This is a genomic window from Roseovarius aestuariivivens, assembly GCF_004761875.1.
Lineage (GTDB): Bacteria > Pseudomonadota > Alphaproteobacteria > Rhodobacterales > Rhodobacteraceae > Roseovarius > Roseovarius aestuariivivens.
Genome location: NZ_SJEY01000001.1, coordinates 176,767 through 194,976 on the forward strand (window position 1 = coordinate 176,767; position 18,210 = coordinate 194,976).

Here is an 18,210-nt window from a genome sequence, read left to right on the forward strand (position 1 = left end):
TTCGTTGCGACAGGTTTGCCCTACATGTCGTCGTCACAGCGCACTCTTCAAGTCCGCAAACGCGTTCAGGTCTTGGAAACACGCAGGCTATACACCCCTTCGGGCAGATCAAGCGCGGCCCCGAGATCGCGCAACTGCTCGGCTGACAGCGTCACCTTCTGCATCCGGTCGGTGCGCGGATCGTACTGTTCGATCGTCACGCATTCCTCGAACGCATTGATGATGACATCCTCCTGCAAAGGCGCAGGACCCTCATCAACGAGGGTTACGACGGTCGAGTCGAATTCATGTTCGATGGAAAACATACACGCACCCTAGCGTGACGCGCGCCGGGCGCAATCGGCTTTTGACCGCCATCAAGATCATGTTGGTGTGATCGGGGTGGCGGTGGCCAAAAACCCTGTTACTTATTGTTCAACCCAAGATATGACGGACGTTGCCATGCGCTGGATAGCTCTGATTTCACTCGCCCTTCTGACGGCATGCGAGGTGACCACCGCACCCACCGGCCCCGCACAGCCCGGCCAACCACAGGCCCGGACCGTCAGCGCGCCCAACGGGTCTCAACTGAACCGTTTCCGGCAGGTCGTCGCCCGGGTCGAACCCGAGGCCGAAAGATATTGCCGCGCCCGCACGGGGCGCGGGACGAATTGCGATTTCAACATCGTCATCGACGACCGCAGGGGGCAGCCGCCCAATGCTTTCCAGACCCTGGACCGGAATGGCCGTCCGATTATCGCCTTCACGCTGGCGCTGATTGCCGATACGCGCAATTCCGACGAATTGGCATTCGTGCTCAGCCATGAGGCTGCGCACCATATCGCCGGCCATATCCCGAGACAGCGCCAGAATGCGGCGGCGGGGGCAATCTTGCTGGGAGGGCTTGCCACCCTCGCGGGCGCGGGCGCCAGCACTGTCGATGCCGCCACCAATATCGGAGCGAGCGTCGGCGCGCGCAGCTATTCCAAGGATTTCGAGCTCGAGGCCGACGCGCTTGGCACGGTGATCGCCCGGCGGTCTGGATATGATCCGGTGCGCGGCGCGGCCTATTTCACGCGCATTCCCGACCCCGGTGACCGGTTTCTCGGCACCCATCCGCCAAATGCGCAGCGGATCGAGACAGTACGGCGCGTTAACGCCAGCCTTTGAATGCGCCAGCTTACGGGCGTGATCAGCGACAGGGGGTCGAAATACGCCGTATCCGGCGCCCCGGCGCACGACCGCGAAGCCGTCGATCTGGTGCTCAAAGATCTCAAGCGCGACAAGAAATTCGCCAAGGCCACGCACAACACATGGGCGATGCTTCCCTCCGACGGTGCGCCGCTTAAATCTGACGATGGCGAGGCCGGGGCTGGAATGGTTATCTTGCGCATGCTGCAGCGGGCCGATCTTCGCGACCATGTGGTGATCGTCACACGCTGGTTCGGCGGCAAACATCTTGGCGGCGACAGGTTTCGGCATGTGCAGGACTGCGTCACCGCGTATCTCGACGCGCTTGACGCAGATCAAGGCGCCTAGACAAGGGCCGCCGCAGGGTGGAACCGTTCCTGCCCGAAAAGGATAATCCGAATGACCCAGACGCTGACGATCAAACGCCACGCCGCGCTTGTCGACCGCATGGCCGAAACTCTCGGCATCGATCTAGAAGAGGCCACATTACAAGGCTTCGTGTTGCCCGACACCCTGACGGACGCCGTATTGCGCTGCACCGGCTGCAGCAATCCAGACGGCTGCACGCAATGGCTGCAGTCCCACAGCGCGGGCGCCGAGGCCACGCCGTCGATGTGCCGCAATGGAGATCTCTTCGCGATGCTCCGCGATGGAAAGCGCGTTTAGAACGCGGGCGGGGCCGCAAGCGCTGAGGTGATGCCAAGAAACGTACAGGCCGTTGCGGCCAGCACGAAGGCGTGCCAGATGGCATTGGCGTAGCGCAGACTTTCCCAACAGTAGAAGACCACGGCACCGGTATAGATCATCCCGCCCGTGATAATGAGAAACACGCTTTCGCGCGGTAGGTTGGGCCAGAGTGGGATGAGAAGGACCAGCCCCAGCCAGCCAAGCGCGACCTGCGGCAGCCATCCGGTGGACATTTTTCCCGGCGCCGCGCGCAGCTTGAACACGGCTCCGGTCAACGCCAGCGCCCAGATGAGGCACAGAATGACGTAGCCGGACAGACTTCCGAGCAGGACACCAAGCGGCGTCAGCGTGCCTGCGATCTTCACGTAAATGGCCGCATGGTCGATCCGCCGCAGCAAAGGGCGCGCGCTCGTATGTGCTGCAAGATGGTAGGCCGCCGAGGCGCTCAGCATCGTCACGAGGGCCAGCGCGTAAACCATTGCCGCCCAGAACGTGCTCCACGGAAGCTGATCGGCGATCATCGCGAAAAGAACAACGACGCCGGCCAGCGCCGCGCTTACACCTACCACGTGCACGACGCCATCGGCGATCCGTTCAGCTCTGGAATAGGCGGGATAAGACATCGACATGCCTCCTTGCCTTTACGATACCATGAATTCCAGGCTTCAACGTACCGGAATTTGGTCACAAAATTGTTTCCAAGTCTTTCAGGAATTGGCGCAGTCGGCCCGACGAAACTTTCAGCGCGTCGTCAGCCGTCCCCAAAGATCGTAGTCCCCGGCTTCGTCCACCTCCACCGTAACGATATCGCCAACCTGAAGGCGCTCGGTGCCTTCGTCGATGAATAAGCAGCCGTCGATTTCTGGCGCATCTGCCTTGGTTCGGCAGGTGGCGATACCATCCTCGTCGATGTCATCAACGATTACGTCTTGCACGGATCCAACCTTTTCGGCCAGCTTATCCACAGAAATCGCCTGGGCGACCTGCATAAAGCGCTCCCAACGCGCCTGTTTGACTTCGTCCGGTACGTGATCGGGTAGGTCGTTCGACCGTGCGCCCGCCACGTTCTCGTATTGGAAGCATCCCACGCGATCGAGCCGCGCTTCGCGCAGCCAGTCAAGCAGCGTCTCGAACTCCGCTTCCGTTTCTCCCGGGTAACCCACGATGAAGGTCGATCGCAGGGCGATATCCGGGCAGGCCGCACGCCAGGCGGCGATCTCATCGAGCGTTTTGGCGGCTGCCGCCGGCCGCGCCATACGTCTGAGCGTGTCGGGATGCGCATGTTGGAACGGAATGTCCAGATAGGGCAGCAGTCCGTTTCCCGCGTCGGCCATGATCGGTATGAGGTCGCGCACATGGGGATAGGGGTAGACGTAGTGCAGCCGCACCCAGGCCCCGAGGTCGCCGAGCGCACGCGACAGATCGACGATGTGACTGCGCAGATCGCCGCCCTTCCACGGATTTATGTCATGCTTGCGGTCCACCCCGTAGGCGCTTGTATCCTGTGAGATAACCAGAAGTTCGCGCACGCCTCCCTCGGCTAGCTTTTCCGCTTCGCGCAGAATGGCGTGCGCCGGGCGAGAGGCCAGACGCCCGCGCATGTCGGGGATAATGCAGAACTTGCACTTGTGATTGCAACCTTCTGAAATCTTGAGATAACTGTAGTGGCGAGGCGTCAGCTTCACACCCCCCGCCGGCAGCAGGTCCACGAAAGGATCCGGATCAGGCGGGACGGCGGCATGCACCGCGTCCAGCACCTGTTCGTATTGATGCGGGCCGGTCACCGCCAGCACCTTTGGATGCGCCCCGGTGATGTAGTCGGGCTCCGCGCCCAGACAGCCGGTTACGATCACCCGCCCGTTTTCTCGCAGTGCTTCGCCGATGGCCTCAAGGCTTTCAGCCTTGGCGCTGTCCAGGAACCCGCAGGTATTCACGATCACCGCGTCGGCGCCTTCGTAGTCGGATGAAATGCCATAGCCTTCGGCGCGCAGCCGCGTGAGAATCTGTTCGCTGTCCACCAGCGCTTTGGGGCATCCCAGCGAAACCATGCCGACCACCGGCTGGCCCGGGCGCGTGCGCGCCGTCATCTCGGGCCGGGCAAGGTCGGGGCGCAGGTCTGGGGGATTGGTGCTCATGGCCGGGCCTATATCGCCGCACCGGCGCTCATGGAAGCACAAAAGCGGTTGTTGGCGGCGCGCCGCCTTCCTAGACTTTGCATGAAAACGTGGGAGAGAGGAATGCGCTGGATCATCCGTTTGGTCGCCCTCGTTGTCGTCCTGGCCCTTGTGGCCGTAGGCTCGCTGCTTTTTTTGCCCGGAGACAGGATCGCCCGGATTGCCGCAGATCAGATCACGCGCATGACGGGCCGTGCCGTCACGCTTGAGGGCGACACGAGGATCAGCTTCTATCCTGTGCTGGGCGTCAGCACGGGCGCGATCACCATTGCCAACGCATCCTGGGCCGGGGAGACACCGATGTTCCGTGCCGACAGTCTCAAGGTCGGGGTGGAACCGCAGGCGCTTTGGGGCGGCGATATCCGTATCACCGGGCTCGAGGCGGTCGCGCCCGAAATCACCCTGCACCGCGCAGCCGACGGGCGCGTCAATTGGGAACTGGGGGTCGAGAACGTCGCCCCATCCGGGCAGGCTTCGACCGATGGTGCGACGTCGGCGCCCGCGGAATCCAGACGCCTCGCACTCACGCTGGACCGTGCGCTTATCACCAATGCAACGCTGACCTATATCGACGATGGGGCGGGTCGAACAACCCGCCAGTCGGGCGTGGATTTCGATCTGCGCTGGCCGGATTACGAAGGCACCGCCGAGTTCAGTCTTGTTTTGCGCCCCGCAGGACAGCCCGTGACCATCGCAGGTCATCTTGACCGGGTGGCGCATTTCATCGACGGCGGCGTTTCGGATATCGCAGTCACCGTGAACACGCGCGGCGGCGAGATCGCGTTTGCCGGCCGGGCCGGCAGCGCGCCCGAGGCCGCGGGTCGCTTCAGCACAGATATTGCCGACATCAAAGGGTTTCTCGGCACGCTGGGTCTGTCCGGCATCGAGCTTCCCGCGGGGATCGGCCCGGGCATCGCCGCCGCAGCCGACCTGACTTATACCCGCGATACACGACTCGCCTTGCGCGACATGGCGGTCGAGCTCGGCGGCAACGCCGTGACCGGGGGGGCCGATCTCGCCCTTGCGGGAGACAAGCCGCGTCTCAATCTGCAACTCAATGCCGACGCGCTGGATTTCTCTTCCAAACCGGGACAGGGCGGCGCGTCGGGTGATACCGCCACGGCTGCGGCGTCAAGCGCCGGCTGGTCGACCGACCCGATCGACGCCTCCGCTCTTGCCTGGCTCGATGCCGAAGTGGCGCTTGTCGCCAACAGCATCGATCTGGGCGATCTGACGCTTGGCAAGACCCGCACGCTGGCCACTCTGACGCGGTCGCGCCTAGTGTTCGATATCCGCGAGCTGCGTGCCTACAAGGGTCTCATCACCGGCCAGTTCGTGGTCAACAACCGCTCTGGCCTTTCGGTCGGTGGCGACCTTGCGGCAACCGACATCGATTTGCAGACCCTGCTGACCGAGACGATGGAGGTCACACGTCTCTCGGGCACGGCCGATGGAACGCTGAAATTCCTTGGCGTGGGCAATACGATGCAGACGATCATGTCGTCGCTGTCCGGCGAGGGATCGCTCAAAACCGGGCGCGGTGTGATATCAGGTATCGATCTTGATCGGCTGATGCGCTCAGGCGATGCCACCGGCGGCACAACCGTTTTCGACAGCGCGTCCGCCACCTTTCGCATGGAAGATGGCAATCTATTCAACGATGACCTCACGATGATCCTGCCGCTGGCCCGCGCCTCCGGCGCAGGGCGCATCGGGCTTGGTGCGCGCGATATCGATTATGTCTTCACGCCAAGGCTGCTTGATGGCGGATCAGGCAATGGTCTTGCGATCCCGGTCAAGATTCGCGGACCTTGGGCAAACCCACGCATCACGCCCGATCTGGAAGCGGCCATCGACCTGAATTTCAACGAAGAAAAGAAAGAGATCGAGCGCAAGGCGCGCCGCGAGGTCGAGCGCGAGGTTGAAAAACAGCTTGGGATTACACGCCAGGAGGGCCAGTCGCTCGAAGACGCGGCCAAGGACGCCCTGGAAAAGGAGCTAGAGCGGGGCATCCTCAAGCTCGTCGATTGACCTTGTGGACCGCCCCGCATAGCTGAACTTGCATGACCCTTAATCCAGTCAACGCCGATTTCATCGACCGCCTGCGCGACGAGCTGCCCGACGCCGCCTTCAGGGAGACCGCCGCGACCTATCTCGAAGAGCCGCGCGGCCGCTGGAAAGGGCAGGCGGGCGTCGTCTTGGCGCCCGGCACGGTCGAAGAGGTCGCTTGCATGATCCGTCGTGCCTCCGACGCGCGCGTGCCGGTCATTCCATATGGTGGCGGCACGGGTCTGGTCGGCGGACAGGTCGCTGAGGACGGGCCCGCGCCGCTTCTGCTCAGCCTCGAACGTATGCGCGCGGTGCGCGGTATCTGGCCGGAGGAGAACGTCATGGTGGCCGAAGCGGGCGCGATCCTGTCCGATATCCACGACGCCGCCAGCGACGCAAACCGGCTTTTCCCACTTTCCATCGCCTCGAAAGGCAGCGCGCGGCTTGGCGGGCTTCTCGCCGCCAATGCCGGCGGCGTGAACGTCCTGCGCTACGGCAACGCCCGCGATCTCTGCCTCGGGATCGAGGCCGTCTTGCCGGATGGCGAGATCTGGCATGGCCTGAAACGTCTGCGCAAGGACAACACAGGCTACGACCTGCGCAATCTTCTCATCGGCTCGGAAGGTACGCTTGGCGTGATTACTGCCGCTGCGCTAAAGCTTTTTCCGGTGCCGGCCGCCCAAGGGACCGCGCTTATGGTGGTCGAAAGCCCCGACGCCGCGCTAACGCTTCTGGCGCTTGCGCGCGATCACATGGGCGAGGCGATCTCGGCCTTTGAACTGATGCATCGAACCGGTCTCGAATTCCTGGCCGAGACGATGCCCGATCTGCGCCAGCCCTTTGCCGATCATCCGGACTGGTTCGTGCTCATCGATATCGGCCTCGCCAAAGGCCTCCAAGCGGATGCCGCGCTCGAACGTCTCTTCGAAGAGGCTCTGGAAGATGGGCTGGTCAGTGATGGCCTGATCGCGCAATCCGAGCAGCAACGTCAAGAATTCTGGACTATCCGCGAAACCATCCCCGAGGCAAATCGTCGGATCGGCGCGGTCTCGAGCCACGACATCTCGCTGCCGCTTGGCGCCGTGCCGGAGTTTATCGTCAAGGGTAACGCCGCGCTTGCCGAACTCGGACCGTTCCGTGTCAATTGTTTCGGGCATCTGGGTGACGGTAACCTGCACTACAACGTCTTCCCGCCCGAGGGCCAAAGCCGTGAGGCCTTCACCGACCGGCGCGAGGCGATCAAGCGCTGCGTGCATGATCTCACGCACGGAATGGGCGGCTCGGTCTCTGCAGAACATGGGATCGGGCGCCTAAAGGTCGACGATCTCGAACGCTACGGCGATCCGGCGAAACTGGCGGCGATGCGGGCGATAAAGGCGGCGCTCGATCCTTTGGGCATCATGAACCCGGGCGCCGTTTTGCGCCGAGACGCCGGTTGAGGGGGGCGCGGCTACTCGTCCAAAGATCCGTGGATCGCGAATTGCTCCAGCCCGGCGTCCTGCGCTTCGATCACCCGGTAGGTTTCGCGCACGCCCGCCTCGGACAGTTCGCGGGCCACGGTCAGCAGCGTGTTGGGCGCATGGTCCTCGCACATCTCCGCCATCTGGCCCAGTTCTTCGGCGGCCACGGGCCGGGCAGTTGCGGCGTCCGGCGCGCCGTAGATATCGACGAAATGCTGCGCCAGAGCGTCGGTCAGGCGGTCCATCTCGCCCGGCTCGATCTGCGTGACCGCGACAAAGGTCACCCGGCCGAAAGTTTCCAGCCCAAGCCAGCCATTTGAAAAGGCCTGCCTTTGTTTGCCTTCAAGATCGCTCTCGGCCCAGTTCGAGAACTCGAAGCCGCCCGAGATGCACCACTCGCCCGTCCTGGCCGGAGAGTGATAGACCCGCATATCGCTTTCATCGAAATGAATCGCCCGTGCCAGTTTCATGCATCCGTCTCCAGAATCGTGCTCATGGGGATCAGGCGTGTGTCTTCGCCCACCCGGAAGAGCATGCCGAAATTCTCATCCACACCGAGAAACGTCCCGGTTTCGTCGTTCATCCTGATCTCTTCCCCGATGCCGTGTGCAAGGCCGCGCCATTCGGCATGCAGCGCCCGCGGCCCTTCGTCTTCCCATCTGGTGATCCAGACAAGGGTGTGTCGCGCCCAGGCCTCAAGCAGCTCGACCGGATCCACATCTGCGCAGCCTTCTTCGTAGAGCGCTGTGCGATCAGGCGCCTCGCCTGGGCTCGTCCCGGCCAGCAAAAGCGGCACCTCCAGCCCGACCACCAGCCATCCCGGCATCGCCTTGGGGTCGGATGCGCCTGCCGCGGCGCGGAAATGTCCGCAAGAGGCGCCGTTCACCCGAATCCCGCCGGTCCATTCAAGGTGCACCGCCACTTCGGGCGGGGCGAGCGCGCCAAGCGCATTCTGAAAGCCCACGCCGCAGGCTGGTAACATCGCCATCGCGTGTTCCAGCGGAACCTCGGGCGCAATCACCAGCGCCGCCGTCAACCGGTCGACGCTTGGTGCATAGACGATCAGCCCGGCGTCGCAGCCCAGCGCAGCCATCGCGCAGGCCTTCTCAAACGGGTCGATGCCCGCATCGACCGCGTGTCCGCTCATCAGCGGCGGAAAGGCGGGCGTGCGATCCGTCATGCCACGCCGGCCTCGATCAGCTTGCGCGCCACGTCGCGAAAGGCCTGGCTTTGCGGCGCGTCGGGCTTGGACACGACGATGGGGGCACCACCGTCCGAGGCGAGGCGGATATCGATATGCAAAGGCACCTCGGCCAGAAGCGGCACGCCCAGCTTGGACGCTTCCGCCGCGACGCCGCCATGGCCAAAGACGTGCTCCTCGTGCCCGCAGTTGGAACAGATATGCGTCGACATGTTCTCGATCATCCCCAGCACCGGCACCTTGAGCTGGTTGAACATGTCGAGCCCCTTGCGCGCATCGAGCAGCGCCACGTCCTGCGGGGTCGACACGATCACGGCGCCATCCACGACGGCCTTCTGGGCAAGCGTCATCTGCACGTCACCGGTGCCCGGCGGCAGGTCCACCAGAAGCACGTCAAGCGCGCCCCACTGAACCTGCATCAGCATCTGCTGCAGCGCCCCCATGAGCATCGGACCACGCCAGACCACCGCCTGATCTTCGTTTGTCATCAAGCCGATAGACATCATCGTGACGCCGTGGTTGCGCATTGGCAGGATGGTCTTTCCATCGGGGCTGGCGGGCCGGCCCGAGACGCCCAGCATCCGCGGCTGGGACGGGCCATAAACATCTGCATCCAGTAGCCCGACGCGCCGCCCTTCGGCGGCCAGAGCGCAGGCAAGATTTGCCGAGACGGTCGACTTGCCGACACCACCCTTGCCGCTTGCGATGGCGATGATGTGGTTGACACCCGGCACTTTTTGCGGCCCCTGCTGGGTGGCCGGTTGCTTGGGCTTGAGTTCGGGTGGCGCCTTGGCCTGATGGGCGGTCAGGACCGCCGAAACCTCGGTCGCGCCGTCCAGCGCCTCGACCGCCTTCTGGGCCGCGTCACGGACCGTTTCGTACATTTTGGCCTTACTTGGATCGATCTCCAGTACAAAACGTACAAGTCCGTTTTCCACGTTCAGGCCGCGGGTGACGCCCGCGCTCACGATGTCGTCGCCCGACACCGGATCGGAAATGGTCTTGAGCGCGCCAAGCACGCTCTCTCGTGTCAGTGCCACGTTATTCGCCGCCCTTGATCTTGCCCGTCACCTCGTGCTGCACGTCGATCCCGTCGACGGTCAGCGTCACCTTCGCGGTGAATTCCTTGCCCAAGGTGTCGGGCGTGTTGCGCATGCCTTCCTCGATGGCCTGCTGCGAGGTCACGCCGACCTGCTTGAGGAATTTGCGCATCGACATGTTGAAATCGTCGCTCATCTCGTCTCTCCCGTCTGGTGTCGTTTCTGTTGACGCGTGGGGTACGCTGTTTTTACCGTAAAGCCCATGCACCGATTAAAAAGATATCTCTGTGCCGCCGCCGTCGCCCTTGCCGGGGCCGCAGCGCCGGGATGGGCCGAGGATCTGCGTCTCGCCGCCCCGGCCTCGCTGGTCGACAGCGGCCTTCTGAAATATGTCCTTCCGCGCTTCTCGCTCAAGACCGGTGTGCGGATCGAGGTGGTGGGCCCGGAAGAGCCCGCGCAGATCGTGCTGTCGCCAGAGGCGGACGGGCCGCGGGTCTTCAGCGGACCGAATGCCACCTGGCGTCTGGGCCTGAGGGCCGCCGACAACGCCGACGCGGTGCGCTTTGCCGACTGGCTGACGTCCGAAATCGGGCAACGCACGGTCACCTCCTACACGCGGGACGGCACAGCGCCCTTTACCTTGCCAAAGGCCAAGGTGGCCGAGGTGGCACCGGTCACCTTCGATGGGGATCCGGTGCAGGGCGCAAAGCTGTCGGTGGTGCATTGTGCCCGCTGCCACGCGGTCAGCGAGGCGACCCGGATGAACGCCATCGGCTCCACCCCCAGCTTTTTCGTGCTGCGCGCGATGCGCGACTGGGACAGCCGCTTTGCCGCCTTCTACGCGCTCAATCCGCATCCCGCCTTTACACAGGTGGATGAGGTCACGCCGCCTTTTCCCATAAACCGCCCGTCGCCCATCGTGCCGGTCGAGATCACGCTCGACGAGCTCGAGGCGATCCTCGCCTATGTGAACGGCATGCCGCCGGCGGATCTGGGGGCGCCGATCCGGCATCAGTGATCCCGGCGCTTGGAAAAATAATCGTCCGTGGTGCGCACACGCGGCTTTTCACCGGCGGCGAAGGGATTGTCCTTTGAGTGGAACTGCGCCTTGACCCGGCAATCGTCGCACATCTGAATTAGCTTCGCCGCGCTGTCGGTGCCGAACATCGAGTGTTTGCCGGCAAGCTTTTCGGTGATCCGCTCGATGGTGGATTTGACTCCGAAAAGCGATCCGCATTCGATGCAGGCAAAGGGCTCTTCCTCGTTCAGCACGACCTGACCCAGGGCCTCATCCCGCAGGTTCATGCGCGGCTCGTAGCTGATGGCATCCTCGGGGCAGACATTGGAACACAGTCCGCATTGCAGACAGGCATCTTCCTGAAAGCGCAGTTCGGGCCGGTCGGGGTTTTCCACCAGCGCGCCGGAAGGGCAGAGCGAGACGCAGCTGAGGCAAAGCGTGCAGGCGTCGATATCGACAAGCACAGCGCCATAGGGCGCATCTTCGGGCAGGGGCAGGACGTCGTCCTCGCCGCGCAGCGCGCGGGCCGAAAGACGCGCGACCTGGCGGCGGCTGCCCATCGGCAGAACCGGCGTGTCCAGCGGGGTGGCGGGCGCCTCGGCGTTATACAGCGCGTCGCAGAGCGCATCGGGATCCGCCACGTCCAGCAGGCGCAGCTTGCCGGGGCCGGCGATTGCCTCGGCCATGGGCAATTCGCGGTCGAGCGCGTCGCGTTCCGTCGTGGGGGCAAGCAGGATGGCGACATCCGCAAAGCCCGAGGCGAGCGCGGCCAGCATCTCGGCATGGCCGAAGCCCGAAAGTGCGGGCACCTCCAGCGGGATGACATCGGCCGGCAGACCACGAGAATAGCGCGCGGCGAGCGAGATCATCTCTTGCCCGAACCCGGTGTCGCAGACCAAAAGGCGCGGGGCGGTGCCGCCTGCCTTGCGATAGGTCGAGGCCAACACCTGGATCCGGCGAAAGATCGTTGCGGGCGAGGGGGCGTCATAGCTGATCGCACCGGACGGGCAGAGCGCCGAGCAGGCGCCACAGCCCGCGCAGATCATGGGATCGACGGTCACGTGATCGCCGTCGGGCCGGATCGCGCCGGTGGGGCAAACATCAAGGCAGTTCGTGCAGCCGATCTTGGACGCCCGGGAATGGGCGCAGAGCAGCGGCTCGGTCGCGACATAAAGCGGTTTCTCAAAGGTGCCGACCATCTGGCTTGCCTGAAGCGTGGCGTCGGCCACCGCCGTGACGCTGCCCGGATCGGCGCGCAGATAGCCCTCGCGCTTTTGCGGCGCGGGGAAAAGCGGCGTGCCGCCGGTCAGATCGAGGATGATGTCGCACTCGGTGCGCGCGCCGTCCTTGGGGGCGGTCCATTGAAGGGGGCCACGGCCTGCGGGGTCGACCTGTTGCAGCGCGTCGATCCGAAGGCTGAACCCGCCAAGCGCACCCTCGGCGCGTTTCAGATCGCCGCGGATGACGTCATAGGCGCGGGTGTCGGGCGGATCGGTATCGTCCGTCAGCAGGACGGTCACGCCAAGCGCGTCCTTCAGGCGATCGGCCGCGGCGAGCGCCACGTCGCCCGCGCCGATAACTAGGCAAAGCCCCTCGCTGATCACGTCGAGGCTTTTCTCGGCGGGGACGTCCAACGCGGCCTCGGCCAGAAGCGCGGCCATTTTGGGTAGTTTGGGCGCGGGGTCGTCGGACCATCCTGCGCGGTCGCGCAGGTCGGTCAGCGGCGCGGCAGGCTGGTCCAGTTCGGCGGCCAGCTCTTCGAAAAAGCGGTGTTCCTGCCGGCAGCAGATCAACGCATCGCCTTCTGCGAGTGCGGCGGCGGCCTGTTCGCCCTGCGTCGTGCAAAGTGCGGAATGCACCGCGCTGCAGCGCAGGCCTGTCGCCTGTTCGAGCCCGGCCTTGTCGATGTCCTGCGTGCCCGAACAGTTGCACAAAATCAATTGTTTAGCCATAGGTTTTTCGGTGCTCCCCTCACCTTGCCACGGGCCTTGCGGTTGCGCGCGGCGGCGCTACCTAGACATGATTCGCGCTGCGCGTAAACCTGCGCCGCACTTGTGCGCGTGGCGGTCTCCGCCAGCCCGTCAGCGCGGCGATTCTTCGTCTCTGGACCGCGATCTTTCAAGGCGCAAAGCGGCGGCGCGATACGATTCGGTCATTCTGTCCCATGCGCCCTGCGCCCTTGCAGGAAGCTGCCCATTTTGTCCAGTCGGCGGCTTTGTCCACGAGCGCATGCAAAAAACTCCTTTCACTGCTTCGGTTTTTTTTCCAATCTGATTCTAACGGGAGAAAACGACCTTCATGATCCACAATCCGGACATGTACGCCACGATGCCGCTCGGGGTCGTCATTCGACGCACACCCGGTGTAACGCGTTGGGCGGCTTGGGCATGGAAGGCTGTCGCGGTCCTGCCGGGCGCGGGCCCGGCGGACTGGCGCGTTCTGCGAGAGGAACAGGATATCACCGAGTATCACGCGGCGACCCTGACGCTCGAACTGCACGGCGCGGAGACAGAGGCCTATCTGCACGGGCTGTCGTCGCGCACGCCGTCCGTCTATGTCGTGCTGCGCCAGACGACGTCGCCCGAATGCCCGCTCGACGCGGTGCTGGTCACCGCCTCGCCTTATGAGGCGCAGGACTATGCCGACAATGGCGAGGATATCGTCGAGAAGGTGCCGATGCCAGAAGGGCTGGCGGCGTGGGTGCGCGATTTCGCGCGGGCCTACCATAAGGAAGAGGAATTCAAGAAGCGCCGCCGCGACCGGGTTGATGTGGACCGCAAGCAGGACGGCATCGGCGATCCGCGCATCGCGCAGACCAGCGATGTGTTCCGGTCCCCCACGTTGAAGCGCAAGGAGCGTTTGCAATGAGCCGGGGCGGCGATTTCTGGTCGCGCCGCAAGGCGCAGGTGGAGGCCGAGGAGCGCGCTGAGGCCAAGGCCCGCGAGGCCGCCGAGCTTGCCGCGCGCGACGAGGCGCTTAAAGAGAAGACCGATGAGGAGATCCTCGAAGATCTCGGTCTTCCCGATCCTGACACGCTGGGCGAGGGCGCGGATTTCAAGGCCTTCATGGCCAAGGCCGTGCCGGACCGCATCCGCCGCCGTGCGCTGCGCCGGCTCTGGCTCAGCAATCCGGCGCTGGCCAATCTCGACGGCCTACTGGATTACGGCGAGGATTTCACCGACAAGGCCACCGTGGTCGAAAACCTTCAGACAGCCTACCAGGTTGGCAAGGGCATGATGGCCCATGTCGAGGAACTGGCGCGGCAGGACGCTGCCAGAGAGGCCGGCGAGGATCCGTTCGCGCGGCCAGGCCGCGACGAGGCGCCGGAAGATACTGCCGAAGCCGATGCCGAGGCGGATGACACGCCCGAGACCGAGGCCGAAACCGACGCCAATTCACCGCTCGCCGCAGTGCAGGATGACCCGGTTGCGCACGGAGAAGATGTAGCGGAAGATGCGGGTCCCCGTCGCAGAATGCGCTTTGCATTCGAAGATCACGCAGGCGGTACTGCATGACCCAGCAAGAGGTACGGATGACACCCACCGAGGCACCCCAGAAGATCGCCGAAGAAGACCGGCTGCGCGCCGATCTTTATGATTTTCTTGGCCTTTTGCTGTCGGCCCCGCCGGCTGAGCGGCTTTTGAAGCAGACCGCCGGCCTGTCGGGCGACGATCAGACCGACCTGGGCACCGCTGTCGCCGCGCTGTCGCGGATCGCAAAGCACAGCAAGCCGCAGGCGGTGGAGCGGGAATTCAATGCGCTTTTCATCGGGTTGGGCCGTGGCGAGCTTTTACCCTATGCCAGCTATTACCTGACGGGGTTCCTGAACGAAAAACCGCTGGCGGCGCTGCGCCGGGACATGGCGGCGCGCGGCATGACCCGCGCGCAGAATGTCTATGAGCCCGAGGATAATATCGCGTCGCTGATGGAGATGATGGCCGGTCTGATTGCCGGGCGTTTCGGCAAGCCCGCGTCGCTGAGCGATCAGAAGACGTTCTTCAACAAGCATATCGGCCCCTGGGCCGGGCATTTTTTCACGGATTTGGAGGCCGCCAAGAATTCGGTTCTCTATGCCTCGGTCGGCGCTGTCGGCCGGGTGTTCATGGAGATCGAGGCCGAGGGTTTCCGGATGAGCGCGGAGAGATCCGCATGAACCGGCGGGCTTGCCCGTCACCAAAAGAGAGGAGGACTCTCATGAGCCAGAAAACCGAGGGCAGCAGCCGTCGCGATTTTCTCAAACTGGCCGCCACCGGCGCGCCCGCGGTCGCGGTCGCAACTGTTGCGTCCACCGGCACGGCCGAAGCCGCCGCGCCCGACCTGTCGTCTGAAAAGATGCAGGACACTGCGCATACGCGCGCCTACTTCGACAGCGCCCGCTTTTAAAGGCGGACGACGTCACCCCCGCTGTGCCGGCAACTGGTAGCGATTGGCCCGACCGCTGGTGCTTGACCATCCTTAGTACCCAACCCCTGAGATAAAGGGGCACAGGGAGGAGATTGAAACATGCTTAGGAAAAAGACCAACGGGGTTGCGAGACGCCCCCAGCGGACAAGTATCCTGTCTGAGGTCGCCGGCAAATCCGTCGACCGCCGTGCATTTCTGCGCGGCTCCGGTCTGGCCATTGGTGGCCTTGCCGCAATCGGCGCAACCGGTGGCACCGTCACCCGCGCCAACGCCCAGACTGCTGCGACGCAGGCTGTCGAGACCGTCAAATCGGTCTGCACGCACTGCTCGGTCGGCTGTACGGTCGTCGCCGAGGTAAGCGATGGCGTCTGGGTCGGCCAGGAACCCGGCTGGGACAGCCCGTTCAACCTGGGCGCCCACTGCGCGAAAGGTGCCGCGGTCCGCGAGCACGCCCACGGCGAACGCCGCCTCAAGTACCCGATGAAGAAAGAGGGCGGCGAGTGGAAGAAGATCAGCTGGGAACAGGCGATCAACGAGATCGGCGACGGCATGATGTCGATCCGCGAAGAAAGCGGTCCCGACAGCGTCTACTGGCTCGGCTCGGCCAAGCATAACAACGAACAGGCCTACCTGTTCCGCAAGTTCGCCGCCTACTGGGGCACGAACAACGTGGATCACCAGGCCCGGATCTGTCACTCGACCACGGTCGCCGGTGTTGCGAACACCTGGGGCTACGGGGCGATGACGAACTCGTATAACGACATCCACAATTCCAAGGCCATCTTCATCATCGGCGGCAACCCGGCGGAAGCACACCCCGTTTCGCTGCTGCACGTTCTGAAGGCCAAGGAGCAGAACAACGCGCCGCTTATCGTGTGCGACCCGCGTTTCACCCGCACCGCGGCCCATGCCGACGAGTTCGTCCGGTTCCGTCCGGGCTCCGACGTGGCGCTGGTCTGGGGGATCCTGTGGCACATCTTCGAGAACGGCTGGGAGGACAAGGAGTTCATCCGCACCCGCGTCTGGGGGATGGACCAGATCAAGACCGAGGTGGCCAAGTGGACGCCCGAAGAGGTCGAGCGCGTCACCGGCACGCCGGGCAGCCAGCTTGAGCGCGTTGCGCGCACCCTGGCCAACAACCGTCCGGGCACCGTGATCTGGTGCATGGGCGGCACCCAGCACACCAACGGCAACAACAACACCCGCGCCTACTGCATCCTGCAGCTGGCCCTTGGCAACATGGGCACCAGCGGTGGTGGCACCAACATCTTCCGCGGCCACGACAACGTGCAGGGCGCGACGGACCTTGGTGTTCTGAGCCACACCCTGCCAGGCTATTACGGCCTGTCGGGCGGGGCCTGGGCCCACTGGGCGCGTGTCTGGGGTGAAGATCCCGAATGGCTTGCCGGTCAGTTCGACAAGATCACTGGCAAGGATGGCAAGGAAAGCTCGCTTCAGAATCTGAAGGGCATTCCCGTGTCGCGCTGGATCGACGGCGTTCTGGAAGACGAAGCCAACATGGACCAGCCGAACAAGGTGCGGGCCATGGTGCTTTGGGGCCACGCGCCCAACTCTCAGACCCGTATGACCGAGATGAAGACGGCGATGGAAAAGCTCGACATGCTTGTCGTGATCGATCCCTATCCGACCGTCTCGGCCGTGCTGCATGACCGCACCGACGGTGTCTACCTGCTGCCGGCGTGCACGCAGTTCGAGACCTATGGTTCGGTCACCGCGTCCAACCGGTCGATCCAGTGGCGCGAGAAGGTGGTCGATCCGCTTTTCGAGTCGAAGACGGATCACGAGATCATCGGTCTTTTCGCGCAGAAGTTCGGCTTCCACGACCGGATGTTCCGCAACATCGCGATCGAGGATGACGGCGTGACGCCGAACATCGAAGACACGCTGCGCGAGATCAACCGCGGTATGTGGACAATCGGCTATACTGGCCAGAGCCCGGAGCGTCTGCGGATGCACATGGCCAACCAGCACACCTTTGACCGTACGACGCTCAAGGCGTTGGGCGGTCCGGCCGATGGCGACTACTATGGTCTGCCGTGGCCGAGCTGGGGCACGCCCGAGATGAAACACCCGGGCACGCCGAACCTCTACGACATGTCCAAGCCGGTGGCCGAGGGTGGTCTCACCTTCCGCGCGCGCTTCGGCGTGGAGCGGGACGGCGACAACCTCTTGGCCGAAGGCGTCTACTCGGTGGGATCGGAAATCCAGGACGGGTATCCGGAATTCACCATGCAGATGCTGATGGATCTTGGCTGGGACGGCGATCTGACCGCGGAAGAGCGCGAGACGATCGACGCCATCGCAGGCCCCGACACCAACTGGAAGACCGACCTGTCGGGCGGCATCCAGCGTGTCGCGATCGCGCATGGTTGTGCGCCCTTCGGCAACGCCAAGGCGCGGGCTGTGGTGTGGACCTTCCCCGACCCGGTGCCGGTGCACCGCGAGCCGCTCTACACGAGCCGCTACGATCTGGTCGCGGATTACCCCACCTATGAGGACCGTCACGACTATCGCCTGCCCACCTTGTATGCGTCGATTCAGAAGAACGACTTCTCCAAGGACTTCCCGATCATTCTGACCTCGGGGCGCCTTGTGGAATACGAGGGCGGCGGCGACGAGACGCGGTCGAACCCGTGGCTGGCCGAGCTTCAGCAGGACATGTTCGTGGAAATCAACCCGCGCGACGCCAACAACCTTGGTGTGCGGGATGGCGAGCAGGTCTGGGTCGAAGGACCCGAAGGCGGCAAGGTCAAGGTCATGGCGATGGTCACCAACCGGGTGGGCGAGGGCGTAGCCTTCATGCCATTCCACTTCGGCGGCCATTACCAGGGCGAGGATCAGCGGTCCAAATATCCGGACGGCGCCGATCCTTATGTGCTGGGCGAAAGCACCAACACAGCGCAGACCTACGGCTACGACTCGGTAACCCAGATGCAGGAGACGAAGGCGACTCTCTGCAAAATCACGGCAGCTTAAGGAGATATAG

General features: G+C 63.9%; 19 protein-coding genes. 11 read left to right on the top strand and 8 right to left on the bottom strand.

What is annotated here, in order from left to right; all coding sequences use genetic code 11:
- Positions 1-65 precede the first annotated feature (65 nt).
- Positions 66-305, bottom strand: coding sequence for a hypothetical protein (locus EZV60_RS00870; protein WP_135501197.1), 240 nt, complete (start codon positions 303-305; stop codon positions 66-68).
- Between the two features lie 136 nt (positions 306-441).
- On the opposite strand from EZV60_RS00870, the gene EZV60_RS00875 reads away from it, so the two are divergent.
- From EZV60_RS00875 to EZV60_RS00885, 3 genes are read left to right on the top strand one after another with little or no spacing between them, the layout of a single operon-like run.
- Positions 442-1,149 carry a M48 family metallopeptidase gene (locus tag EZV60_RS00875; RefSeq protein WP_135501199.1) on the top strand — a complete coding sequence of 236 codons (708 nt, stop codon included), beginning with the start codon at positions 442-444 and terminating at the stop codon, positions 1,147-1,149.
- The gene (locus EZV60_RS00880; protein WP_135501201.1) at positions 1,150-1,518 is read left to right on the top strand and encodes a YigZ family protein; all 369 of its coding nucleotides are present in this window, start codon (positions 1,150-1,152) and stop codon (positions 1,516-1,518) included. It abuts the gene before it with no gap.
- Between the two features lie 51 nt (positions 1,519-1,569).
- The gene (locus EZV60_RS00885) at positions 1,570-1,836 is read left to right on the top strand and encodes a DUF6455 family protein (protein WP_135501203.1); all 267 of its coding nucleotides are present in this window, start codon (positions 1,570-1,572) and stop codon (positions 1,834-1,836) included.
- Here the strand turns inward: EZV60_RS00885 and trhA are convergent.
- Together trhA and rimO are read right to left on the bottom strand one after the other, a co-directional pair.
- Positions 1,833-2,480 carry a PAQR family membrane homeostasis protein TrhA gene (gene trhA / locus EZV60_RS00890; RefSeq protein ID WP_135501204.1) on the bottom strand — a complete coding sequence of 216 codons (648 nt, stop codon included), beginning with the start codon at positions 2,478-2,480 and terminating at the stop codon, positions 1,833-1,835. The two genes, EZV60_RS00885 and trhA, sit on opposite strands and share 4 nt — an antisense overlap.
- A gap of 117 nt (positions 2,481-2,597) precedes the next feature.
- A complete protein-coding gene (rimO, locus tag EZV60_RS00895; RefSeq protein WP_135501206.1) occupies positions 2,598-3,992 on the bottom strand; it encodes a 30S ribosomal protein S12 methylthiotransferase RimO in 1,395 nt (464 codons plus the stop codon).
- A 102-nt stretch (positions 3,993-4,094) separates the two neighbouring features.
- Between rimO and EZV60_RS00900 the strand changes: the two genes are divergently transcribed.
- Together EZV60_RS00900 and EZV60_RS00905 are read left to right on the top strand one after the other, a co-directional pair.
- The gene (locus EZV60_RS00900; RefSeq protein WP_135501208.1) at positions 4,095-6,062 is read left to right on the top strand and encodes an AsmA family protein; all 1,968 of its coding nucleotides are present in this window, start codon (positions 4,095-4,097) and stop codon (positions 6,060-6,062) included.
- Between the two features lie 32 nt (positions 6,063-6,094).
- Positions 6,095-7,519, top strand: coding sequence for an FAD-binding oxidoreductase (locus EZV60_RS00905; RefSeq protein WP_135501210.1), 1,425 nt, complete (start codon positions 6,095-6,097; stop codon positions 7,517-7,519).
- Positions 7,520-7,530: 11 nt separating this feature from the next.
- Here EZV60_RS00905 and EZV60_RS00910 read toward each other — a convergent pair whose 3' ends face one another.
- The 4 genes from EZV60_RS00910 to EZV60_RS00925 are packed head-to-tail and all read right to left on the bottom strand — an operon-like array spanning position 7,531 to position 9,977.
- Positions 7,531-8,010 (bottom strand): DUF6505 family protein, encoded by a 480-nt coding sequence (locus EZV60_RS00910; protein WP_135501212.1) that lies wholly within the window; start codon positions 8,008-8,010, stop codon positions 7,531-7,533.
- Positions 8,007-8,720, bottom strand: coding sequence for a biotin/lipoate--protein ligase family protein (locus tag EZV60_RS00915; protein WP_135501214.1), 714 nt, complete (start codon positions 8,718-8,720; stop codon positions 8,007-8,009). Before EZV60_RS00915 ends, EZV60_RS00910 begins: the two co-directional genes overlap by 4 nt.
- Complete coding sequence (apbC, locus tag EZV60_RS00920; RefSeq protein ID WP_135501216.1) at positions 8,717-9,781, bottom strand: iron-sulfur cluster carrier protein ApbC; 1,065 nt, start codon at positions 9,779-9,781, stop codon at positions 8,717-8,719. Before apbC ends, EZV60_RS00915 begins: the two co-directional genes overlap by 4 nt.
- Position 9,782: 1 nt before the next feature.
- On the bottom strand, positions 9,783-9,977 hold the full coding sequence (locus tag EZV60_RS00925) for a DUF6494 family protein (RefSeq protein ID WP_135501218.1): 195 nt from the start codon (positions 9,975-9,977) through the stop codon (positions 9,783-9,785).
- Positions 9,978-10,043: 66 nt separating this feature from the next.
- On the opposite strand from EZV60_RS00925, the gene EZV60_RS00930 reads away from it, so the two are divergent.
- Positions 10,044-10,799: a hypothetical protein gene (locus EZV60_RS00930; protein ID WP_135501220.1), complete on the top strand. Its 756-nt coding sequence runs from the start codon at positions 10,044-10,046 to the stop codon at positions 10,797-10,799.
- Here the strand turns inward: EZV60_RS00930 and EZV60_RS00935 are convergent.
- Complete coding sequence (locus EZV60_RS00935) at positions 10,793-12,751, bottom strand: 4Fe-4S binding protein (protein WP_135501222.1); 1,959 nt, start codon at positions 12,749-12,751, stop codon at positions 10,793-10,795. The two genes, EZV60_RS00930 and EZV60_RS00935, sit on opposite strands and share 7 nt — an antisense overlap.
- A 346-nt stretch (positions 12,752-13,097) precedes the next feature.
- Here EZV60_RS00935 and EZV60_RS00940 point away from each other — a divergent pair, with 346 nt between their 5' ends.
- From EZV60_RS00940 to EZV60_RS00960, 5 genes are all read left to right on the top strand, one after another.
- Entirely contained in the window at positions 13,098-13,667 is a 570-nt protein-coding gene (locus tag EZV60_RS00940; protein ID WP_245306160.1) for a DUF3305 domain-containing protein, read from the top strand.
- On the top strand, positions 13,664-14,314 hold the full coding sequence (locus EZV60_RS00945) for a DUF3306 domain-containing protein (RefSeq protein ID WP_135501224.1): 651 nt from the start codon (positions 13,664-13,666) through the stop codon (positions 14,312-14,314). Before EZV60_RS00940 ends, EZV60_RS00945 begins: the two co-directional genes overlap by 4 nt.
- Positions 14,311-14,952 carry a TorD/DmsD family molecular chaperone gene (locus EZV60_RS00950; RefSeq protein WP_135501226.1) on the top strand — a complete coding sequence of 214 codons (642 nt, stop codon included), beginning with the start codon at positions 14,311-14,313 and terminating at the stop codon, positions 14,950-14,952. The genes EZV60_RS00945 and EZV60_RS00950 overlap by 4 nt, the downstream gene beginning before the upstream one ends.
- Positions 14,953-14,993: 41 nt before the next feature.
- The gene (locus tag EZV60_RS00955; RefSeq protein ID WP_135501228.1) at positions 14,994-15,182 is read left to right on the top strand and encodes a ubiquinol-cytochrome c reductase iron-sulfur subunit N-terminal domain-containing protein; all 189 of its coding nucleotides are present in this window, start codon (positions 14,994-14,996) and stop codon (positions 15,180-15,182) included.
- Positions 15,183-15,302: 120 nt separating this feature from the next.
- Positions 15,303-18,200, top strand: coding sequence for a formate dehydrogenase subunit alpha (locus tag EZV60_RS00960; RefSeq protein ID WP_135501230.1), 2,898 nt, complete (start codon positions 15,303-15,305; stop codon positions 18,198-18,200).
- Positions 18,201-18,210: the final 10 nt, after the last annotated feature.